This is a genomic window from Comamonadaceae bacterium OTU4NAUVB1 (genome assembly GCA_024372625.1).
Taxonomy (GTDB): domain Bacteria; phylum Pseudomonadota; class Gammaproteobacteria; order Burkholderiales; family Burkholderiaceae_C; genus Variovorax.
This window is the reverse complement of sequence record CP099604.1, coordinates 40308-56183: the sequence shown is the minus strand read 5'-3', so window position 1 is coordinate 56183 and position 15876 is coordinate 40308. Positions and strand designations below refer to the sequence as shown.

The window sequence follows — 15876 nt, the reverse complement described above, 5'->3', positions numbered from 1 at the left end:
CTTTTGGGGATCGGGATGTCAGGCGGCGGGGACAGCGAACGTGTCGCGACGGATGCACGCGGCGAACCGCCCTGGCGCGACCTCCTCGAGCGGCGGCACGGTCCGCGCGCAGGCGTCGATGGCGTGCGGGCAGCGCGTGCGGAAGACGCAGCCCGAGGGCGGCGCGAGCGGGCTGGGGATGTCGTCGCCGAGCACCACGGGCTCGCTCGGTAGCAGCGGATCGGGCTTGGGGCTGGCGGCCAGGAGCGCGCGGGTGTAGGGATGCGCGGGATGCGCGAACAGCGCGGCGGTGGGCGCCACCTCCATCACCTTGCCCAAATAGAGCACCACCACCCGGTCGCACAGGTACTCGACCACGTCGAGGTCGTGCGAGATGAACAGCATGGTCAGCGACAGGCGCTCGCGCAGATCGCCCAGCAGGTTGATGACCTGGGCCTGGATCGACACGTCCAGCGCCGACAGCGGCTCGTCGGCGACGATGAATTCCGGCTCCACGGCCAGCGCGCGCGCGATGCCGATGCGCTGGCGCTGGCCGCCTGAGAACTCGTGCGGGAAGCGGCTCGCGTGTTCGGGGCGCAGGCCCACGGTCTCCAGCAGCTCGGCGATGCGCCGCGCGCGCGCCGCCGCGCCCTTGTGCAGGCCGTGCGTCGAAAGCGCCTCGGCCAGAATGGCACCGATGCGCATCTTCGGGTTCAGGCTCGCGTAGGGGTCCTGGAAGATGATCTGCAGCTGGCTGCGCAGCTTGCGCATGCGCTCGCCGGAGAAGCCGGCGGTGTCCTCGCCGCGATAGCGCACCTCGCCCGCGGTGCGCTCCAGCAGGCGCAGCACCGTGCGTCCGATGGTGCTCTTGCCGGAGCCGGATTCGCCCACCAGGCCGAGCGTCTCGCCCCGGCGGATCGCGAAGGACACGTCGTCCACCGCACGCACCGGTCGCGCCCCGGAACCAAAGTACTTCTTGAGGTGGCGCACCTCGATGAGCGGCATGTCGGCGCCGATGTCGAGCGGATTCATGCGGCCTCCCTGCGTTGGGCCCCGGGCACCCGGATGCAGCGGGCCTGCCGGGCGCCGTCGGTGTCGGTGTCCATGAGCGGTGGCATGGCCGCGCGGCAGGCCGGCATCGCCTGGTCGCAGCGCGGCTCGAAGGCGCAGCCCGGCGGCGGCGCGAGCGGACTCGACACCTGCCCGGGAATGGCGAAGAGGCGCCGCCGCGCGGGCGGGCCGTCGCCGCTCGCGGGCGGACGCTCGGCCTTGCCGGGCAGGCAGGCCAGCAGGCCGCGCGTGTAGGGATGGAGGGGCTGCGCGAACAGCGGCCGCACCGGGGCGTGCTCGACCACGCGGCCGGCGTACATCACCACCACGTCGTCGGCGTGGTGCGCCACCACGCCCAGGTTGTGCGTGATGAACAGGATGCTCATGCCGGTCTCGGCCTGCAGGCGGCGCAGCAGCCGCAGGATCTGCGCCTGGATGGTGACGTCCAGCGCCGTCGTCGGCTCGTCGGCGATCAGCAGCGCCGGGTCGCAGGCCATCGCCAGGGCGATCATCACGCGCTGGCGCATGCCGCCGGAGAGCTGGTGCGGATAGTCGTTCAGGCGCTGCGCGGCGGCCGGGATCTCGACCAGGTCGAGCATCCGCAGCGCGTGCGCCATCGCCGCCTTGCGATGGAGCCCCTTGTGCAGCCGCACGCTCTCGGCGATCTGTTCGCCGATGCGGAACACCGGGTTGAGGCTGGTCATCGGTTCCTGGAAGATCATCGCCAGCTCGTTGCCGCGCAGGCGCCGCAGGTCCCCCGCCGGCAGGCTCAGCAGGTCGACCGTGCGGCCGTCGCGCCGCACGAACGCGGTTTCGCCGGTGACGTGCGCATTGGCGGTCCTGGGCAGCAGGCCCATCAGCGTGAGGCTGGTGACCGACTTGCCGGAGCCCGACTCGCCCACCAGCGCCGTCGTGCGGCCCGGGAGGATGGAAAAGCTGACGTCGCCGACCGAACGGACCAGGCCGTCCTGGGTCGGAAAACTCGTGCTCAGCTGGCGCACCGACAGGCGCGGCGTGGCGGCGGCGTCGTGGAGGTCGTTCATGGCTCAGGCCGCCTTCTTGAGTTTGGGGTCGAGCAGATCGCGCACGCCGTCGCCCACCAGTTGCAGCGACAGGGCCGTCAGGATGATCGCCACGCCGGGGAACAGCACCACCCAGAACGCACGGTCGGCGTACTGCTGGCTGCCCGCGACCATCGTGCCCCAGGTGGGAATCTCCGGCGGCACGCCCACGCCCAGGAACGACAGCCCGGCCTCGGCCAGGATCGCATAGGCGAAGATGAACGACACCTGCACCAGGATCGGCGACATCAGGTTGGGCAGCACGTGGCGCCACAGGATGCGCGAGGTGCGCACGCCCAGCGCGCGCACCGCCTCGATGAAGAGCAGCTCGCGCACCACCAGGGTGGAGGCCCGCACCACCCGCGCCACGCGCGGCGTGTAGACCAGCACCAGCGCCAGCACCACGTTGCCCAGCGAGGCCCCCAGGATCGCCACCAGCGCGATGGCCAGCAGGATGTCGGGGAACGCCATCATGGCGTCCACCACCCGCATGATCGGCGCGTCCAGCCGGCGGAAGAAGCCCGCCACCAGGCCCAGGAAGGTGCCGAAGACGACCGCGCCGAGCGCGGTGGCGGCCGCGATGGAAAGGGAATAGCGCGCGCCGTGGACGATGCGCGCGTAGAGGTCGCGGCCGAGCTCGTCGGTGCCCAGCAGGTGTTGCGCGCTGGGCGGCTTCAGGCGGTCGAGCACCGCCGTGTCGTTGGGGTCGGCCGAGGCGAACAGCGGCGCGCCGAGCGCCAGCACGGCCACGGCCGCCAGCACCACCAGCGCGACCGCCACGATGCGGTTGTGCAGCAGCTGGCGCAGGGCCAGGGGCAGCCTGGGAATCCGGAGTGTCATGGCGGGCCCTTCAGACCTTGACGCGCGGATCGACCACGGCGTAGAGCAGGTCGATCGCGAAGTTGATGAGCACGTAGATCGCGGCGATCACCAGCAGCGCACCCTGGATGACGGGATAGTCGCGCCGCAGCACGGCGTTCACGACCAGGCTGCCGACGCCGGGCAGGCCGAAGACCGTTTCGGTCACGACGGCGCCGCCGATCATCAGCGCGGCCGTCAGGCCCAGCACCGTGACGATGGGCACCAGCGCGTTGCGCAGCGCGTGCTTGAGCACCACCGTGCCCTCGCCCAGGCCCTTTGAACGCGCGGTGCGCACGTAGTCCTCGCCCAGGACGTCGAGCATCGAGGCGCGCGTGAAGCGGATGATCAGCGCCGAATTCAGCAGGCCCAGCACCGCCGCCGGCAGCATGAGCGCGTGCAGGCGGTCGAGCAGCGGCGCGTCGGGCGCGCCATAGCCGGAGACCGGGAACCAGCCCAGCGAGACGGCGAAGACCTGGATCAGCACCAGGCCGAGCCAGAAACTGGGCACGCTGGCCCCCAGCATCGCCAGGCCCGTGAACAGGGAATCGATCCAGCGCCCGCGGAACACCGCCGAGGCGATGCCGCACGGCAGGCCGATGAGCGCGGCGATGGCCACCGCCATCAGCGACAGCAGGGTGGTCGGCTCGGCCCGCTCCCACAGCGCCTGGGTGACGGGGCGCTGCAGGAAGATCGACTGCCCCAGGTTGCCCTGGAGCACCTCGCGCAGCCAGTAGCCGAACTGCACGGGCAGGGGCTTGTCCAGCCCGTACTCGACCTGCACGCGGGCGATGTCGGCCGCGGTCGCCTGGTCGCCCAGCATCACGGCGACGGGGTCGCCGGAAGCGGCGCGGGTGAGCACGAACACCAGCACCGCCACGATGGCGAGCACGACCAGCATGCCGGCCACGCGGGACGCGAGAAAACGCAGCATGGCGACGTCCGCCTACTTGATGCGCGCGTTCCAGAAGAACGGCCAGGTCGCGGGCTGGTAGTTGTCCAGCGCCGGGCTCCGGGCGGACAGGCCGCTGAACTTGCCCACGTTGATGTAGGGCACCTCGTCGTAGACCACCTGCTGCACGCGGCCCCACAGCGCGCCGCGCTTGGCCGGGTCGCTCTCGACGTTGAAGGCCTGCAGCGCGGCCTTCTTGGCCGGCGTGTCCCACCAGCCGGGCGCACCGTCGCCGAGCTGCGGCGGCGAGAGCATCGGCTCGGGGAACTGGCCCGAGTGCGTCACGTAGATGTCCCACAGCTTCGGATCGTTGCGCCGCTGGACCAGCGTCGCCCAGTCGACCACGTTCAGGTCGACCTTGAAGCCGGCGCGCTTGAGCTGCTCGGCCATCAGCAGCGCCATGTTGTAGTGGAAGTCGTACTGGCGGCTGGTCAGCACGCGGATCGGCTCGCCCTTGTAGCCGGCCTTGACGGCGGCGTCCTTGGCCTTGGGCGCGTTGCGCTGGTTGTACTGGTCGGTGCCGGCGGTCGAATGGAACGGCGAACCCTTCGGAAAGTGGTTGCCCTCGGCCACGAAGAAGCGCGTGTCGCCGAAGCCGGCGGCCAGCATCTCGCCCTCGCCCAGCGCCATCTGGATCGCCTGGCGCACCGGCAGGCTCGCGGCCACGCCTTCCTTGGTGTTGAGGACGAGGTAGGGGAAGCCGAAGGCCGGCGTCATGATCGGCACCGTCTTGCCGGCGGCCTTGTCCAGTCGGGCCAGCGCCTCGACCGGCAGCAGGTCGGCGAAATCGTACTGGCCGGCCAGCGCGCCTTCGACGCGCGTGTTGGCGTTGGGCACCGGCACGAAGCGCAACTCCTCGATCACCGCTTCGCGCCGGCCGCCGTAGCCATTGGCCGCTTCCTTGCGGGCGCTGTACTTGTCGAAGCGGTTCAACAGCACGTACTGGTCGGGCTTGCGTTCCTTGAAGCGGTACGGACCGGTGCCCACGAAATCCTTCAGCGGGGAGGCGATCGATTCCTTGGCCATGACGGCGGCCATGCCGCTGGGCAGCGCGAGCTGGGCCGCCAGCGGCGCGTAGGGCTCTTTCAGCACGATCTCGACGGCCAGCGGACCTTTCGCCTTCAGGCTGTCGACGACCTTGCCCACGGCCTTGCCGCGCGGCGATTGCTCGATCCAGCGCTGGAGACTGGCCACGACGTCGTCGGCCGTGAGTTCGCGGCCGCTGTGCAGCATCACCCCCTTGCGCAGGGCGATGTCGTAGGTCTTGCCCCCATTGGAGATCCTGGGCATCGCCTCGGCCAGCATCGGCACGACGCTCCACTGGGCATCGAAGGTGAACAGCGGTTCGTAGACATGCTGCATGACCGTGCCGATGAGGTCGGCGCTCGACGCCATCGGGTCGAGCGTCTGGGGCTCGGCCACCATCGCCAGGGTCGCATGGTTTCGCGAAGCCTGCGCGAGCGCGGGCAGCGGCGCGGCAACGGCAGCCACGACCAGGGCGATGGCGCCGAGAACCTGGCGTCTTGGCGCCGACCAAGCGCGATGGACAAGAGTGCGTTTCATGAGCAGGACTTTCATCAAGGAGGTTTGGTGAAAAATATTTTCTTTCCAACCAAAGATCTCGCATGTTGCATGCCAAGTCTTGCGTGCAAACCCTGATTTTCTGCAAGTCTTGTGAAAAATACTTTCACTTGATCGGATCAACGTTCATCATCGGGCGCTCCTCCCCTTCCTTTTTCGACCTCAACTGGAACCGCTGCCATGCCCCTCGAATACCTTGGAATCTCGCCCACCGCCTCCGACCGTCAGGTACGACCTTTCTCCCCCGCCGTGCGCGCCGGCGACTTCATCTACGTGTCGGGGCAGGTGCCCGCGAACGCGGATGGCGAGATCGTCGTGGGCGGGATCGAAGCCCAGACGCGCCAGGTGATGGAAAACCTGAAGACCGTTCTCGCCCTTGCGGACGCGACCCTGGACGACGTCTGCAAGGCGACCGTCTGGCTCCAGGACGCGCGCGATTTCGGTGCATTCAATCGCGTCTACATGTCCTATTTCGGTGAGGGTCGCCCTGCCCGATCGACCACCGAAGCCCGCTTGATGGTCGATGCCAAGGTGGAGATCGACGTTGTGGCGTACAAGCCGAAGGGCCAGAAGGGCCAGAAGGACTCGAAGGGTTAGAAGGTCCACAGCCGATGCCGGAGTCGCTGCTGGAGACCTCGATCCGGCTCGTTTGCACAAGTGTCTCAGGGGTATGCCAGATCTTCTTATGATCACTTCACGGCTTTATCATACCGTCGAGTCCTTGAAATTGGCCTCAGCTCGGTGTGCCGTTGTGCTGGAAAAGTGTTCGCGCGTGGATTGAAAATAGTCTCATGTGCGTGCCACGCCACATTTCCCGCTTTAGAGAAACACCCCGATTACGCCTTTCATTCGATCATCATTTTTGGAAAATTCTGACTTTCGGTTGTAAAAGCGTCGGCGCTTTTCCCAAACATCCGCGCTCTGGTCTTTACAGACTGAGCCAAACTTCCATCGCCAGAAGCAAGGTTGGCTCGAGCCAACTCGGCAGAGTCCGACCTCACATTTCGTGTCGCTCGAGCCAGCAAAGTGCGCACTTTGTACTGAACACTGCTGCCAACCACATCGCCAGCGTTCGTCAGCGCAGGAAAAGAATGACTGGCGAATTTGACATGGAACCACAGGACCCAGAACTGCCTTGTGGGCCATCGCCATCGCGCAAATAATCTTTGCTAAATTTTCTTGAATAGCGATTGAATTTCGTATATGTCTTTCTTTCAAATCAGAAGATAATGAACATACAATGCACGGAAGATCCATGTCTTGGCTCGAGCCAAGAAGGCCTGAATCAGACGTGGGAAGGCCTTGGCAAGAGGCGTCGAGTCATTTTTCTGACGAGCGGTATCAATCAAGAATTTGAGGATCGAACATGGTGATCACCATCGGAGCGGAAAAAGGAGGGGTAGCGAAGACCCGGCTGGCGACGCACATCGCGGCCCTTGCTGCAGCGGAAGAGGTAGACGTCGTCCTTCTGGACACCGACAAGCAAGGGTCCGCGACCAGTTGGTCCCGCATTCGCAATGAAGAGGGTGTCGTTCCCTCGATTCCCGTGCTGACCCTGCCGTTGAGCCCCGCTCGCGAACTCGCCAATCTCGCGTCCAAGTTCACGCTGGTAGTAGTCGACATCGGTGCTCAGAACTACCGCACCATGCTCGAATGCGCATTGTTGTCGGATCTCGTGCTGGTACCGTGCGGTGCGGACCAACAGGAAGTCGAGTCGACACTGAAGGTGTTCGATACCCTGAAAGAAATGGGCCCACGCCATGAGAAAGGCCGCATCCCGGCTCATGTCGTGCTGACCCGGGTTTCTCCGTTAGAGAACGCCAAATCCACTTCGGAGTTGCGAGGCTATTTCGCGAGCGAGGACATCTCTGTCTTCGACGCCCAGATCGCGCAACGTGCATCCTGGCTGGCGACCGGGAAGAGCGGCCGTGCGGTGCATGAGCTGAAAGGCAAGGACCGCTCGCAGAAGGCCATCGACGAGATGCAGCGGGTCTACAAAGAAATCATTGCACGAATCAATGCCCAGGAAGAAGGCAAATAATGGCAAATTTCAAGAAGAAGCCGGTGTCTCCGGATCGGATCGCTCAGGTCCGGGAGGCCGTGGACGCTACGCCACTGGTTGGCGGCGAGGCTCGTGCACCGGAAGCACCCATGGAAGTGTTCGCTTCCGCAGCAACGACATCGCCGGATCAGAGCCGACCTGCTCCGGTTCGACGCACCATCGATGCCTATCTAACGGGAATGGTCTACGACATCCCCTTGGGAGAAATCCGATCGAACCCGTTCAACCCGCGTGTCGTCTACACCTCGTCGGCCGTCGCCGACATGGCCAACTCGATGCTGTCCGGCGGACAACGCGTTTCCGCGACCGCTTACGTGAATCCCGACGGCGAGGTGGTCCTGATCGAAGGTGAGACGAGGCTGCGCGGTGCAAGGGCGGGTGGACTTCCCACCCTGCGCGTCGAGATTCGTCCGTCTCCTGCCAGTGACCGCGCCCTTTATGAGGAAGCCCGTGCAGCGAACGTGGAGCGGCGCGACCAGTCACCTCTCGACGACGCGATCAAGTGGAAGGAATTGCTGGCCAAGAAGGTCTACCCCACGCAGAGCGCCCTCGCGCAGGCACTTCAACTGGGTGAGGATCATGTCAGCAGGACGCTGTCGCTGGCCAATCTGCCGCTTCGCATCGTCCACGCCGTGGCCGACCATCCAGAGTTGCTTTCCCACAAGATGCTCAATGCCGTTCGCGAGTATTGGTCGCTCAAGGGCGACGACGACACGCTCTCGTTGATCCTGGAGGTCGCCAAGCACGGCTTGGGCTACCGTGACGTGGCCGCCCGCCGCAAGGCGGCCGAGCAGGGTCCGGTGAAACGGACCCGTTCGTTGCGCGAACCTGTCACTTACCAGGGTGCGAAAGGAGAACTCAAGTCATTCGGAGACGAAGGTCGGCTCGAGCTCGTTCTCAAAGGCTTGAGTCCGCAGGCGTCGCAGGAACTCGCATCGAAGATCCTGACGCTTTTCTCCAAGCAGTGACCGGCCTCGGCTTAAGCGGGGCCGCACGAGATGTCGTCACTCCTTGAACCCGTTTGCTGTCCGCAGATGACGGTTCCTTGCTTAAGCTGGATGATTCTGGGTCCAGGTCTGAGGGCAGGGGAGGGCGGATGGGAACGTCGCGACGAAGCCGCCATGCGCCGGTCGCACACCGTCATCGACTGAGGCTGTCTTCCTGGATCCAATCCAGCCGTGCCGCAGAACGTCCCTTGCGTTCGACCACCACCATGTCCAAGCGTTGATCGATCGCCGCTGAATCGAGAAAGCCGCAATCCACCAACTCCTGCAGCGATTCTTTTAACGACGCTCTGAACTGCCGCAGCTGCTTGGCCTTGCTGCCCATCAAACTGTGAAAGGTGGCCACCTTCATGGGGAAAGGTGTCTGGTGCGTGTGATAGAAGCTGTGCAGCCACTTGGCCATGGGCTTGAGCCTCAGCCTCGTGGTCCAGTCGAGGCGGCTGTAGCTGTTGGGTGTGAACAGCGCCACGATCTTTGCGTCCAACAACACTTCCCATTCGCGCATGGGTGAGCCGGACGCGATGTCGCGGTAGTGAAACTTGTCGATTAAGCCGCCGCCGTAACCCATCACGCCGTCGGTTCCATTCGGATCGGCCACCTTGAGTTCCAGCGAGGTCGCCTTCAAGCGACTGATGCATTCGATCAGGCGGTTGTATCCCTTGCTGCTGTTGTCCCAGCCCAAGTCCTTGATCATGGCGTAGCCCGTGAAACGAACCACTGTTCCCAGGTCCTGAGAACGTCCGATGTGCAGCAGCTGCAGGAAGACATCCTCGTCGTCCTGACGTAGTTCTTCGCCCGTGTAGGTCATAGCGATTCCCGACAGGGCCTCTATCGGCTTCTGCTTGAGGAGTTCGCGCTTGCCGGCCCGGTGACCGGCCACATTGAACAGCGCCGACCTGGCCATCGCATTAGGCAACCCTCGCACATCGTTGGCCCACAGCGGCAGCATGGGCTGGGTCGCTGGCGCGGCGGAAGGACGAGACCTGGGTCGGGTGGCCATGTATGGAGGGCAAGAGCTTGGGTTGCACAAAGTATCAGTGCTGCTTGCAGACGCCACAACCTCCGATCTCCACCTTCTGCGTTCAAAAGCACGGGTTCCTATCGACATCTCACGGGTTCCTATCGACGCTTCGGTCTACGAGGTCTCTGGAACGAGGGAGATGCGAGGTCTACAAAACGATCAGAACCAGAGGTTTCACAGTACTTCAAGCGCGCCGGACGTTCCTGTTCCATCGTTTCAACGTCTACGTCATGGATTTCAGAGTTCTGGGCTGTCCCCCTGAAGCACGGGTTCCTATCGACACTCCATGTCTTGGCGTTGCTGGAATCATTGCAGGCCTTTTCAGGCACTTTCTTGGTGAACAGGCTGTTCGTGGACTTGTGTTAGCCCGGAATGTCAAGAATCGTCAGCAGCAGTGTTCTTGCCAAACCGGTTTTCGCATCCGATCCTTGTGCCGGTACGTCATGGTTTCTGAGGCACGGGTTCCTATCGACGCTCCAGCCGAAGCTGAAAAAGCACGGGTTCCTATCGACGCAGCTTCCCTTTATTAAGAAAAATGATTAAGAAAAGATTAAAGGGTGTGCATAAGTCACTTAGACCGTTGTTTCTGTTCAAGGTAGCTATCGACGCCTGTCGATAGCTACCCGTGCCAGCGTCGATAGCTACCCGTGCCGACCGTCGATAGCTACCCGTTGTTCACTCCCCAGCGTCGATAGGAACCCGATAGGCGTGTCGATAGGAACCCGTGCCTCCTGTGGATAACTTCAAGCGATGTCTTGCCTGCACGGCAGGCCGAGCACGCGTCGATAGGAACCCGTGCAGGCACGGTTGTTGGCTCGTCGTGTGTTTGGGTGTCAACGTCACGGTCCTCGTGTCAGCGCACGACATCCCTCGCACGTCAAGACCGTGAATTCCTCTGGGTCGATTCAGACTTCGGAAAATTTCGATATGTGCGGTTGGTTGAGTTCACCAATCCTGAACCACCAGCAAACGCGTCGACGCACCCCCCGGTGACGTCATCAAAACGCGTGCCATGAGGCCCGTCCAGCGGCAGCGGTCGCCTCGTTCAATGCCATCGCTCCCGACCGAATCGATCGCGCTCAAAGCTGGGGGCAGGTGGCAGGGCCTTGCGCGCAAGGTGGGACGATGCGCATCGTCGATGCACGCGCTCGATGTGGCTGCACCAAACTTGTCTGGCGTGTCCGGCGGTGAAGCGTCGGACCGCCATATCCAAGAACGTTTCAGGCCCATCGGGATAAATTGAGCCGGTTGGGGCTTGAGCATCGCCTAGTGAGCGCGCTTCGTTTCAACGTCCCTGCGAGTGCTCGGGCAGAGGTTCTCGGCAGCACTGGCAACGGGAAGGCAACCAACTTCCGATCGATCCTTGCCCAATGGAAGTCTCGGTCTCGTCTCACTGCGCCCAGGATTGGCGCCAGCTTGTGTGCGCTGCGCCCTGAGCCACTGACGCCGGGTATCGAGGTCGTCGAAACAGGAAACTCGTGCCATCGCCTGCTGCGCCTGAGTTTGAGCGATTGACATCGTCCACACCGTGCGATGAGTTATCGCAATAACGAAACCGGACCTTGATTGCGTATGGATGAGTGACAATCCTGATTTCGAAGCTCAATCGCTGAAGGCTACATGGTTACCATTTCCATCCAACTTTCGGATGAGTTGTTCGGTCGTTTGCAAGACATCGCTGCTCAAACCGGCTTGAGCAGCGACTTCTACCTGAACGAGATCCTCGGTCAACAGATTGGAAACCTGGAGCGGCAATACGCCGTTGCCCAATTGATGCCCGACATGCCTGCCGGGCGCAGCTTGGCTTACACGCTGGACGACGTGGAGCGAGAGCTGGGGCCGGTCCGCGAGATCCTGCCGGGTGACGCGCAAGGGCTGATCCGCTGCTGATCGCAGGACTTCATGGGCAGAGTGGGGGAGGCTGAGAACGTGTGCTTGCACACTGACTTGAACTGGTAGATCGGATTGCAGGGCATGCAGACCCCGCGCATCCATGGCTGTGCTGAATCTTCTTGGTCATGCTGGATTCAGCGCCAGCGTGTGCATGGCGCTCCCAATGGTCGGTATGGAGCCGGCGGCCGCCCATGCTTGGATTTCCTCTGGCCATCGACGACTCCCTGGCGATATCGGTTCGTGTCAGGCTGAATGTGCGAGCAGACGCCTTGGCCATGCCACCCTCAACCTCGGATGGCGTCATTGCCGTAGGTGACGTCGCCATCGCTGGAACATTGCCGTCGGATCGGAGGCCGCGTCGGCGCATCGACCGACCCTCTGGCCGGTGGACCGGATCACGCCATCCTTACGAAAGCCACTCTGGATGCTGGGCGACCATCATCGAAACGAACGTGGCGACCGCGGTCACAACGACCATGTCGATGTCCATGCTGGTGAAGTCCTTCGGGCCCGGCACCACCGTGCCCGCGTAGACCAGCGAAGCCATGGCGATAGCAGCCAGCACTGCGCAAGCAAGGTCCAGATAGTCCATGGCCTGTGGCCTTGAAGTCGGATGGAAGCCGCATCATCCGCTCGATCGAGGAGAACGCAAGGCGAAGCGCCACGAGCGGTGACGCCCAAACGATCCTGTAGCACGGCCGAGACGCATGGACTGCCAGGACTAGAACACACCGGCCAGTCGTATGGCGTCGACCGCAGCGTCCAAGACCGCATCCGCCGAATCGGCATGAAATCGATCGCACACGTGGACGGTCTTGCGGTCGTCGCAAACGATGTCGACCGCGCCTTCCCATTGACCGCCCGCTGCCCGCTGTCGAGCGTAAGGAACGTATGTCGCGTCGTGGTGAGTGATTGCTTCGAGCATGCACCGAGTCTGTGCATTTAAGCTTGGCACGACAAGACGATTAGTGCCGGGAAACCTGATTTTCGAAGGTTCGCGCCGGCGATTGTGTTTATTCTGCCTTTGGCGTTCCTCGCCGATCCAGGACCTGCGATGTCAGCGCGGTCTGAACTGAAGTCATCGCCTGATCCATTGCGGGTGAACGGCCTGTCCGGACGATTGTCAGTCTGCCGAACATGCTTGGTCCGTGGCCCCACGACGCCGACACGCGTCGATCTTAACGACAGCGCTTCATCGACGCTTCACAAAGACCGCGAACAATGCCGGCATCTTTCTTGCGGCGCAGGTGATTCCCGAGACCTGTGATGACGTTCCCATGGCCAAACTCAATGCTTCCGTACAAACCACCACCCTCGGTGGATTTCGCGCGGCTGTCACGGACATCACGAGACGGTGCACGAATCAGCTCGACGGGTATGTCCATCTGCCGGGGGGTCCGGCGTCGGCGACCTGGAATTTCGCGGGGGTCCACACCACAGGCGACGAGCGTTTCAATCTGGACATGAGCAAACCCGAGCATCAGGTCCTGAAAAGACATCCTGCGCGACCCGCAGCGAGAGCCTGAACATCGGCCACGGGATGCGGCCGAAGTGCGAGGCGCGACTCAGACGCTCGTGTCGCCAGGGCCCGTGAGCGATTCAAGGCGCGGACTCGAATCGATCGCTGGCCTGATTGGACCGCCGACGATGCGGAGCCGCATCCCGGCCGGTGCGCGATCAGTGAAGGTTCTGCGGGATCGCACCGTCACCTTCGGACGATGAGTCCGCGATCCGGATGCCCAACCCTCGGCGCGGCAACACGAGGGCCAGCACCACGATGCCCAGTGTCACGAACAGCATCACCAGGAAGGTGAACTGCAGCGACCCGGCGAGCGCGTTCCGGAGGGCGGCGTCGGCAACCGTCACCATCTCCCTGCCATGCGCGCCCTGCAGCAGTCGATGCAGCTGGTCTTCGGAGATCATCGTGCCGCCGTTGGCGCGGCTGAGACCGAAGTTGAAGATGGCGCCGAAGAACGTGGCGCCCAGCGCACTTCCGAGGTTGCGCGCGAAGATGTTGGATGCCGTCGCCACCCCACGCTCCGGCGTGTCGACCGCTTCCTGGATGAGGATCAGTGAACTGAGGCTGAGCACGCCCATTCCCAACCCGATCACGAAGGATCCGACGCCCGCCAGGACAGGCGAGCCGTCGGGTCGCAGCAGGGCGAAGGCGACGGCGCCGAGCGGCATCAAGGCCGAGCCGATAAGCACCAAGCGCCACAGGCCCACGCGGTGGAAGGTCCGCGACGTCAGTGTGGCGCCCAATGGCCAGCCCAGCATGACCATGGTCAACGCCAGCCCGGCGACGACCGACGATCGACCCAGGACCACCAGGACGTACATCGGCAGGAAGGTCGTAATGCCGATCAGCGACATGCCCACGAGCATCGAGGCGCTGTTCAAAGTCGCGATCATCCGTGCGCCCCACAGGCGGAACGACACCATCGGATCGGGCGCACGCCGCTCCTGTCGGACGAAAAGCACCGCAGCCACCCCGAAAACGACAGCCCAGAACAGTGCCCATCCAGCGTGGCCGACACCGATCTCCGTCAGCGCGGTCATTAGCGCGGCGATGCCGATCGTGAACAGCAGCGCACCGACCAGGTCGATCGAACTGCGGCGCGCCAACGGCGCTTCGCGCAGGAAGCGCCAGAAGCCGAGCACCGCGAGCAGGCCGATCGGGATGTTGATCCAGAAGATCCACGCCCAGGAGAGTTCCTGCACGATCAGCGCACCCAGCATCGGCCCGAGCACCGCGGAGACAGCCCACACGCTCGCGAGGTAGCCTTGCACCTTGCCACGTTCGCGCACCGGATAGAGGTCGGCCACGATGGTCATCCCAACGGGCTGGATCGCGCCCGCGCCCACGCCCTGGATCATGCGGAAACAGATCATGGCCGGCATCGACCAAGCGAAACCCGCCAGGATCGACCCGAGCAGGAAAATGGCGATGCCGACGAACATCACCGGCCTGCGGCCGTAGATGTCCGACAGCTTGCCGAACACCACCGTCATGGCCGTCTGCGCCAGCAAAAACGAGGCGAAGACCCAGCTGTAGAGATGCAGACCCCCCAGCGACGTGGCGATCTGGGGCATCACGGTCGACACGATGGTGGCTTCGATGGCGACCATGGCCATGGAAGCCATGACCGCAGCGATGACGAAGGGCCGGTGGGTGGTCCGGGGAGCGAGGGTCATGGGGGTGCAGGGGCCCGTCGCGCGATGGACCGGCTTTCGGTGAAACGTCGATGCTACTGAGAAGCAGCGCGTGCTGCCCGAACAGGGTCGCGAGCCGGCCGCCGACATGAACCCACCACAGGGCCTCATCTCCCCCGACGTCGCGTCCATCTCGTCTGATCACGCGCTACCGTTCGACCCTGCCATTGCGGCCAGAGGCGCTGATGGCTTTCGCCAGTCCCGTGCTTCTGCCACATGGATCCGGGGCGCGTCATCCTTGGACGATCCGCGCGCAACGTCATGGCGCGCTTCGACGTGGACCGGCTGGCCACGGTCGAACGTCGCCCGGTGGATTCCCGGATCGTCCGGGTCTTCGACGTGGGCGTCGTGCGACTTGGACGCCGGTCGCGACGCGGAGCCGTGTGAATCTGACTCCAGGCGCATGGCCTAACCAGTTCGAGTGGGCATGGGCATGGCGGCGACGTTCCGTCCACTGAGGTTCGCCAGCAGAACGCCTGTAAATCAGGGTTCGTGACCGCTCGCGGTTGAATGAAAGTGCTGGCGAACCTCCCGATCGTTTTATGAAAAGCGCTTGTGCACGATTCACAATGCTTGGCTGACAGATTCCTATCGCAAGAATTTGCGATTGATCAACGTCTGATCAAGTCGAGACCTTCGTTTGGTTTCTCGTGAAACGGTGCCTCAACCGCTGTCCGAACATGCCAAGTCCGGGAAGTTCTTTTGCAGTTCCGCTGAAACCCGCTCGGCAACGATGCGCAGCGCATCGACCTGTCGATTTCCCAGCGCCGTGCGCGGCTGATGGCTGATGCAGCACAACGTTCCGAACAGCCGACCATTGGACATGATGATGGGAGCAGCCAAGTACGTTCGAATCTTGAGTGCTTTCGTGATTTCAAGCCGGTCCGCTTCCGGCAGGCATTGAGCGTCGGGAATTGCCAACGGGAGGCGACCATCGACCACGCGCTGGCAGTAGGTTTCTTCGAGAAGATTGGACTGTCCCTCTCTGATCGTCTCATCGGCATCCGCAGACCTATCGACCCAGCGAACCAATCGTCGACCTTCAGCAAACTCGCTGACGAAAACGATGTCCATGCCGAGGAGCACACGTGCGTCGTGAAGCAAGCCGGTGATGGTCGAAGCCATGATGTCGCTGGAGGCATCCGAGGTGGCGACCACGAACTGTTTTGGCATTGGTGAAAATTCCAGGAAACGTGTTTTTA

15 protein-coding genes are annotated in these 15876 nt (G+C 63.4%); 4 read left to right on the top strand and 11 right to left on the bottom strand.

The window, feature by feature from the left end:
• Positions 1-18: 18 nt before the first annotated feature.
• From NF681_02415 to NF681_02395, 5 genes are read right to left on the bottom strand one after another with little or no spacing between them, the layout of a single operon-like run.
• Positions 19-1011, bottom strand: coding sequence for an ABC transporter ATP-binding protein (locus NF681_02415; GenBank protein ID UST52792.1), 993 nt, complete (start codon positions 1009-1011; stop codon positions 19-21).
• A complete protein-coding gene (locus tag NF681_02410) occupies positions 1008-2072 on the bottom strand; it encodes an ABC transporter ATP-binding protein (GenBank protein UST52791.1) in 1065 nt (354 codons plus the stop codon). Before NF681_02410 ends, NF681_02415 begins: the two co-directional genes overlap by 4 nt.
• Positions 2073-2075: 3 nt before the next feature.
• Positions 2076-2930 carry an ABC transporter permease gene (locus NF681_02405; protein UST52790.1) on the bottom strand — a complete coding sequence of 285 codons (855 nt, stop codon included), beginning with the start codon at positions 2928-2930 and terminating at the stop codon, positions 2076-2078.
• A gap of 10 nt (positions 2931-2940) precedes the next feature.
• A complete protein-coding gene (locus NF681_02400) occupies positions 2941-3882 on the bottom strand; it encodes an ABC transporter permease (GenBank protein UST52789.1) in 942 nt (313 codons plus the stop codon).
• Positions 3883-3894: 12 nt separating this feature from the next.
• Entirely contained in the window at positions 3895-5478 is a 1584-nt protein-coding gene (locus tag NF681_02395; GenBank protein UST52788.1) for an ABC transporter substrate-binding protein, read from the bottom strand.
• A gap of 183 nt (positions 5479-5661) precedes the next feature.
• Between NF681_02395 and NF681_02390 the strand changes: the two genes are divergently transcribed.
• The 3 genes from NF681_02390 to NF681_02380 all read left to right on the top strand — a co-directional run bounded on the left by NF681_02390 (position 5662) and on the right by NF681_02380 (position 8511).
• Positions 5662-6078: a RidA family protein gene (locus tag NF681_02390; protein ID UST52787.1), complete on the top strand. Its 417-nt coding sequence runs from the start codon at positions 5662-5664 to the stop codon at positions 6076-6078.
• 769 nt (positions 6079-6847) lie between these two features.
• A complete protein-coding gene (locus NF681_02385; protein ID UST52786.1) occupies positions 6848-7522 on the top strand; it encodes an AAA family ATPase in 675 nt (224 codons plus the stop codon).
• The gene (locus NF681_02380) at positions 7522-8511 is read left to right on the top strand and encodes a ParB/RepB/Spo0J family partition protein (protein ID UST52785.1); all 990 of its coding nucleotides are present in this window, start codon (positions 7522-7524) and stop codon (positions 8509-8511) included. Before NF681_02385 ends, NF681_02380 begins: the two co-directional genes overlap by 1 nt.
• A gap of 172 nt (positions 8512-8683) precedes the next feature.
• On the opposite strand, the gene trfA is transcribed toward NF681_02380, so the two are convergent.
• Positions 8684-9496 (bottom strand): plasmid replication initiator TrfA, encoded by an 813-nt coding sequence (trfA, locus tag NF681_02375; protein UST52784.1) that lies wholly within the window; start codon positions 9494-9496, stop codon positions 8684-8686.
• A 1692-nt stretch (positions 9497-11188) separates the two neighbouring features.
• Between trfA and NF681_02370 the strand changes: the two genes are divergently transcribed.
• Complete coding sequence (locus NF681_02370) at positions 11189-11458, top strand: hypothetical protein (protein ID UST52783.1); 270 nt, start codon at positions 11189-11191, stop codon at positions 11456-11458.
• Between the two features lie 409 nt (positions 11459-11867).
• Here the strand turns inward: NF681_02370 and NF681_02365 are convergent, their stop codons facing one another.
• The 5 genes from NF681_02365 to NF681_02345 form a co-directional block, all read right to left on the bottom strand.
• Positions 11868-12053, bottom strand: a complete 186-nt coding sequence (locus NF681_02365; GenBank protein UST52782.1) for a hypothetical protein — start codon at positions 12051-12053, stop codon at positions 11868-11870.
• A gap of 129 nt (positions 12054-12182) precedes the next feature.
• The gene (locus NF681_02360) at positions 12183-12386 is read right to left on the bottom strand and encodes a hypothetical protein (GenBank protein UST52781.1); all 204 of its coding nucleotides are present in this window, start codon (positions 12384-12386) and stop codon (positions 12183-12185) included.
• Between the two features lie 253 nt (positions 12387-12639).
• Positions 12640-12960: a hypothetical protein gene (locus NF681_02355; GenBank protein UST52780.1), complete on the bottom strand. Its 321-nt coding sequence runs from the start codon at positions 12958-12960 to the stop codon at positions 12640-12642.
• 178 nt (positions 12961-13138) lie between these two features.
• Positions 13139-14656: an MFS transporter gene (locus NF681_02350; GenBank protein ID UST52779.1), complete on the bottom strand. Its 1518-nt coding sequence runs from the start codon at positions 14654-14656 to the stop codon at positions 13139-13141.
• Between the two features lie 681 nt (positions 14657-15337).
• Positions 15338-15847 carry a GAF domain-containing protein gene (locus NF681_02345; GenBank protein ID UST52778.1) on the bottom strand — a complete coding sequence of 170 codons (510 nt, stop codon included), beginning with the start codon at positions 15845-15847 and terminating at the stop codon, positions 15338-15340.
• Between the last annotated feature and the right edge of the window lie 29 nt (positions 15848-15876).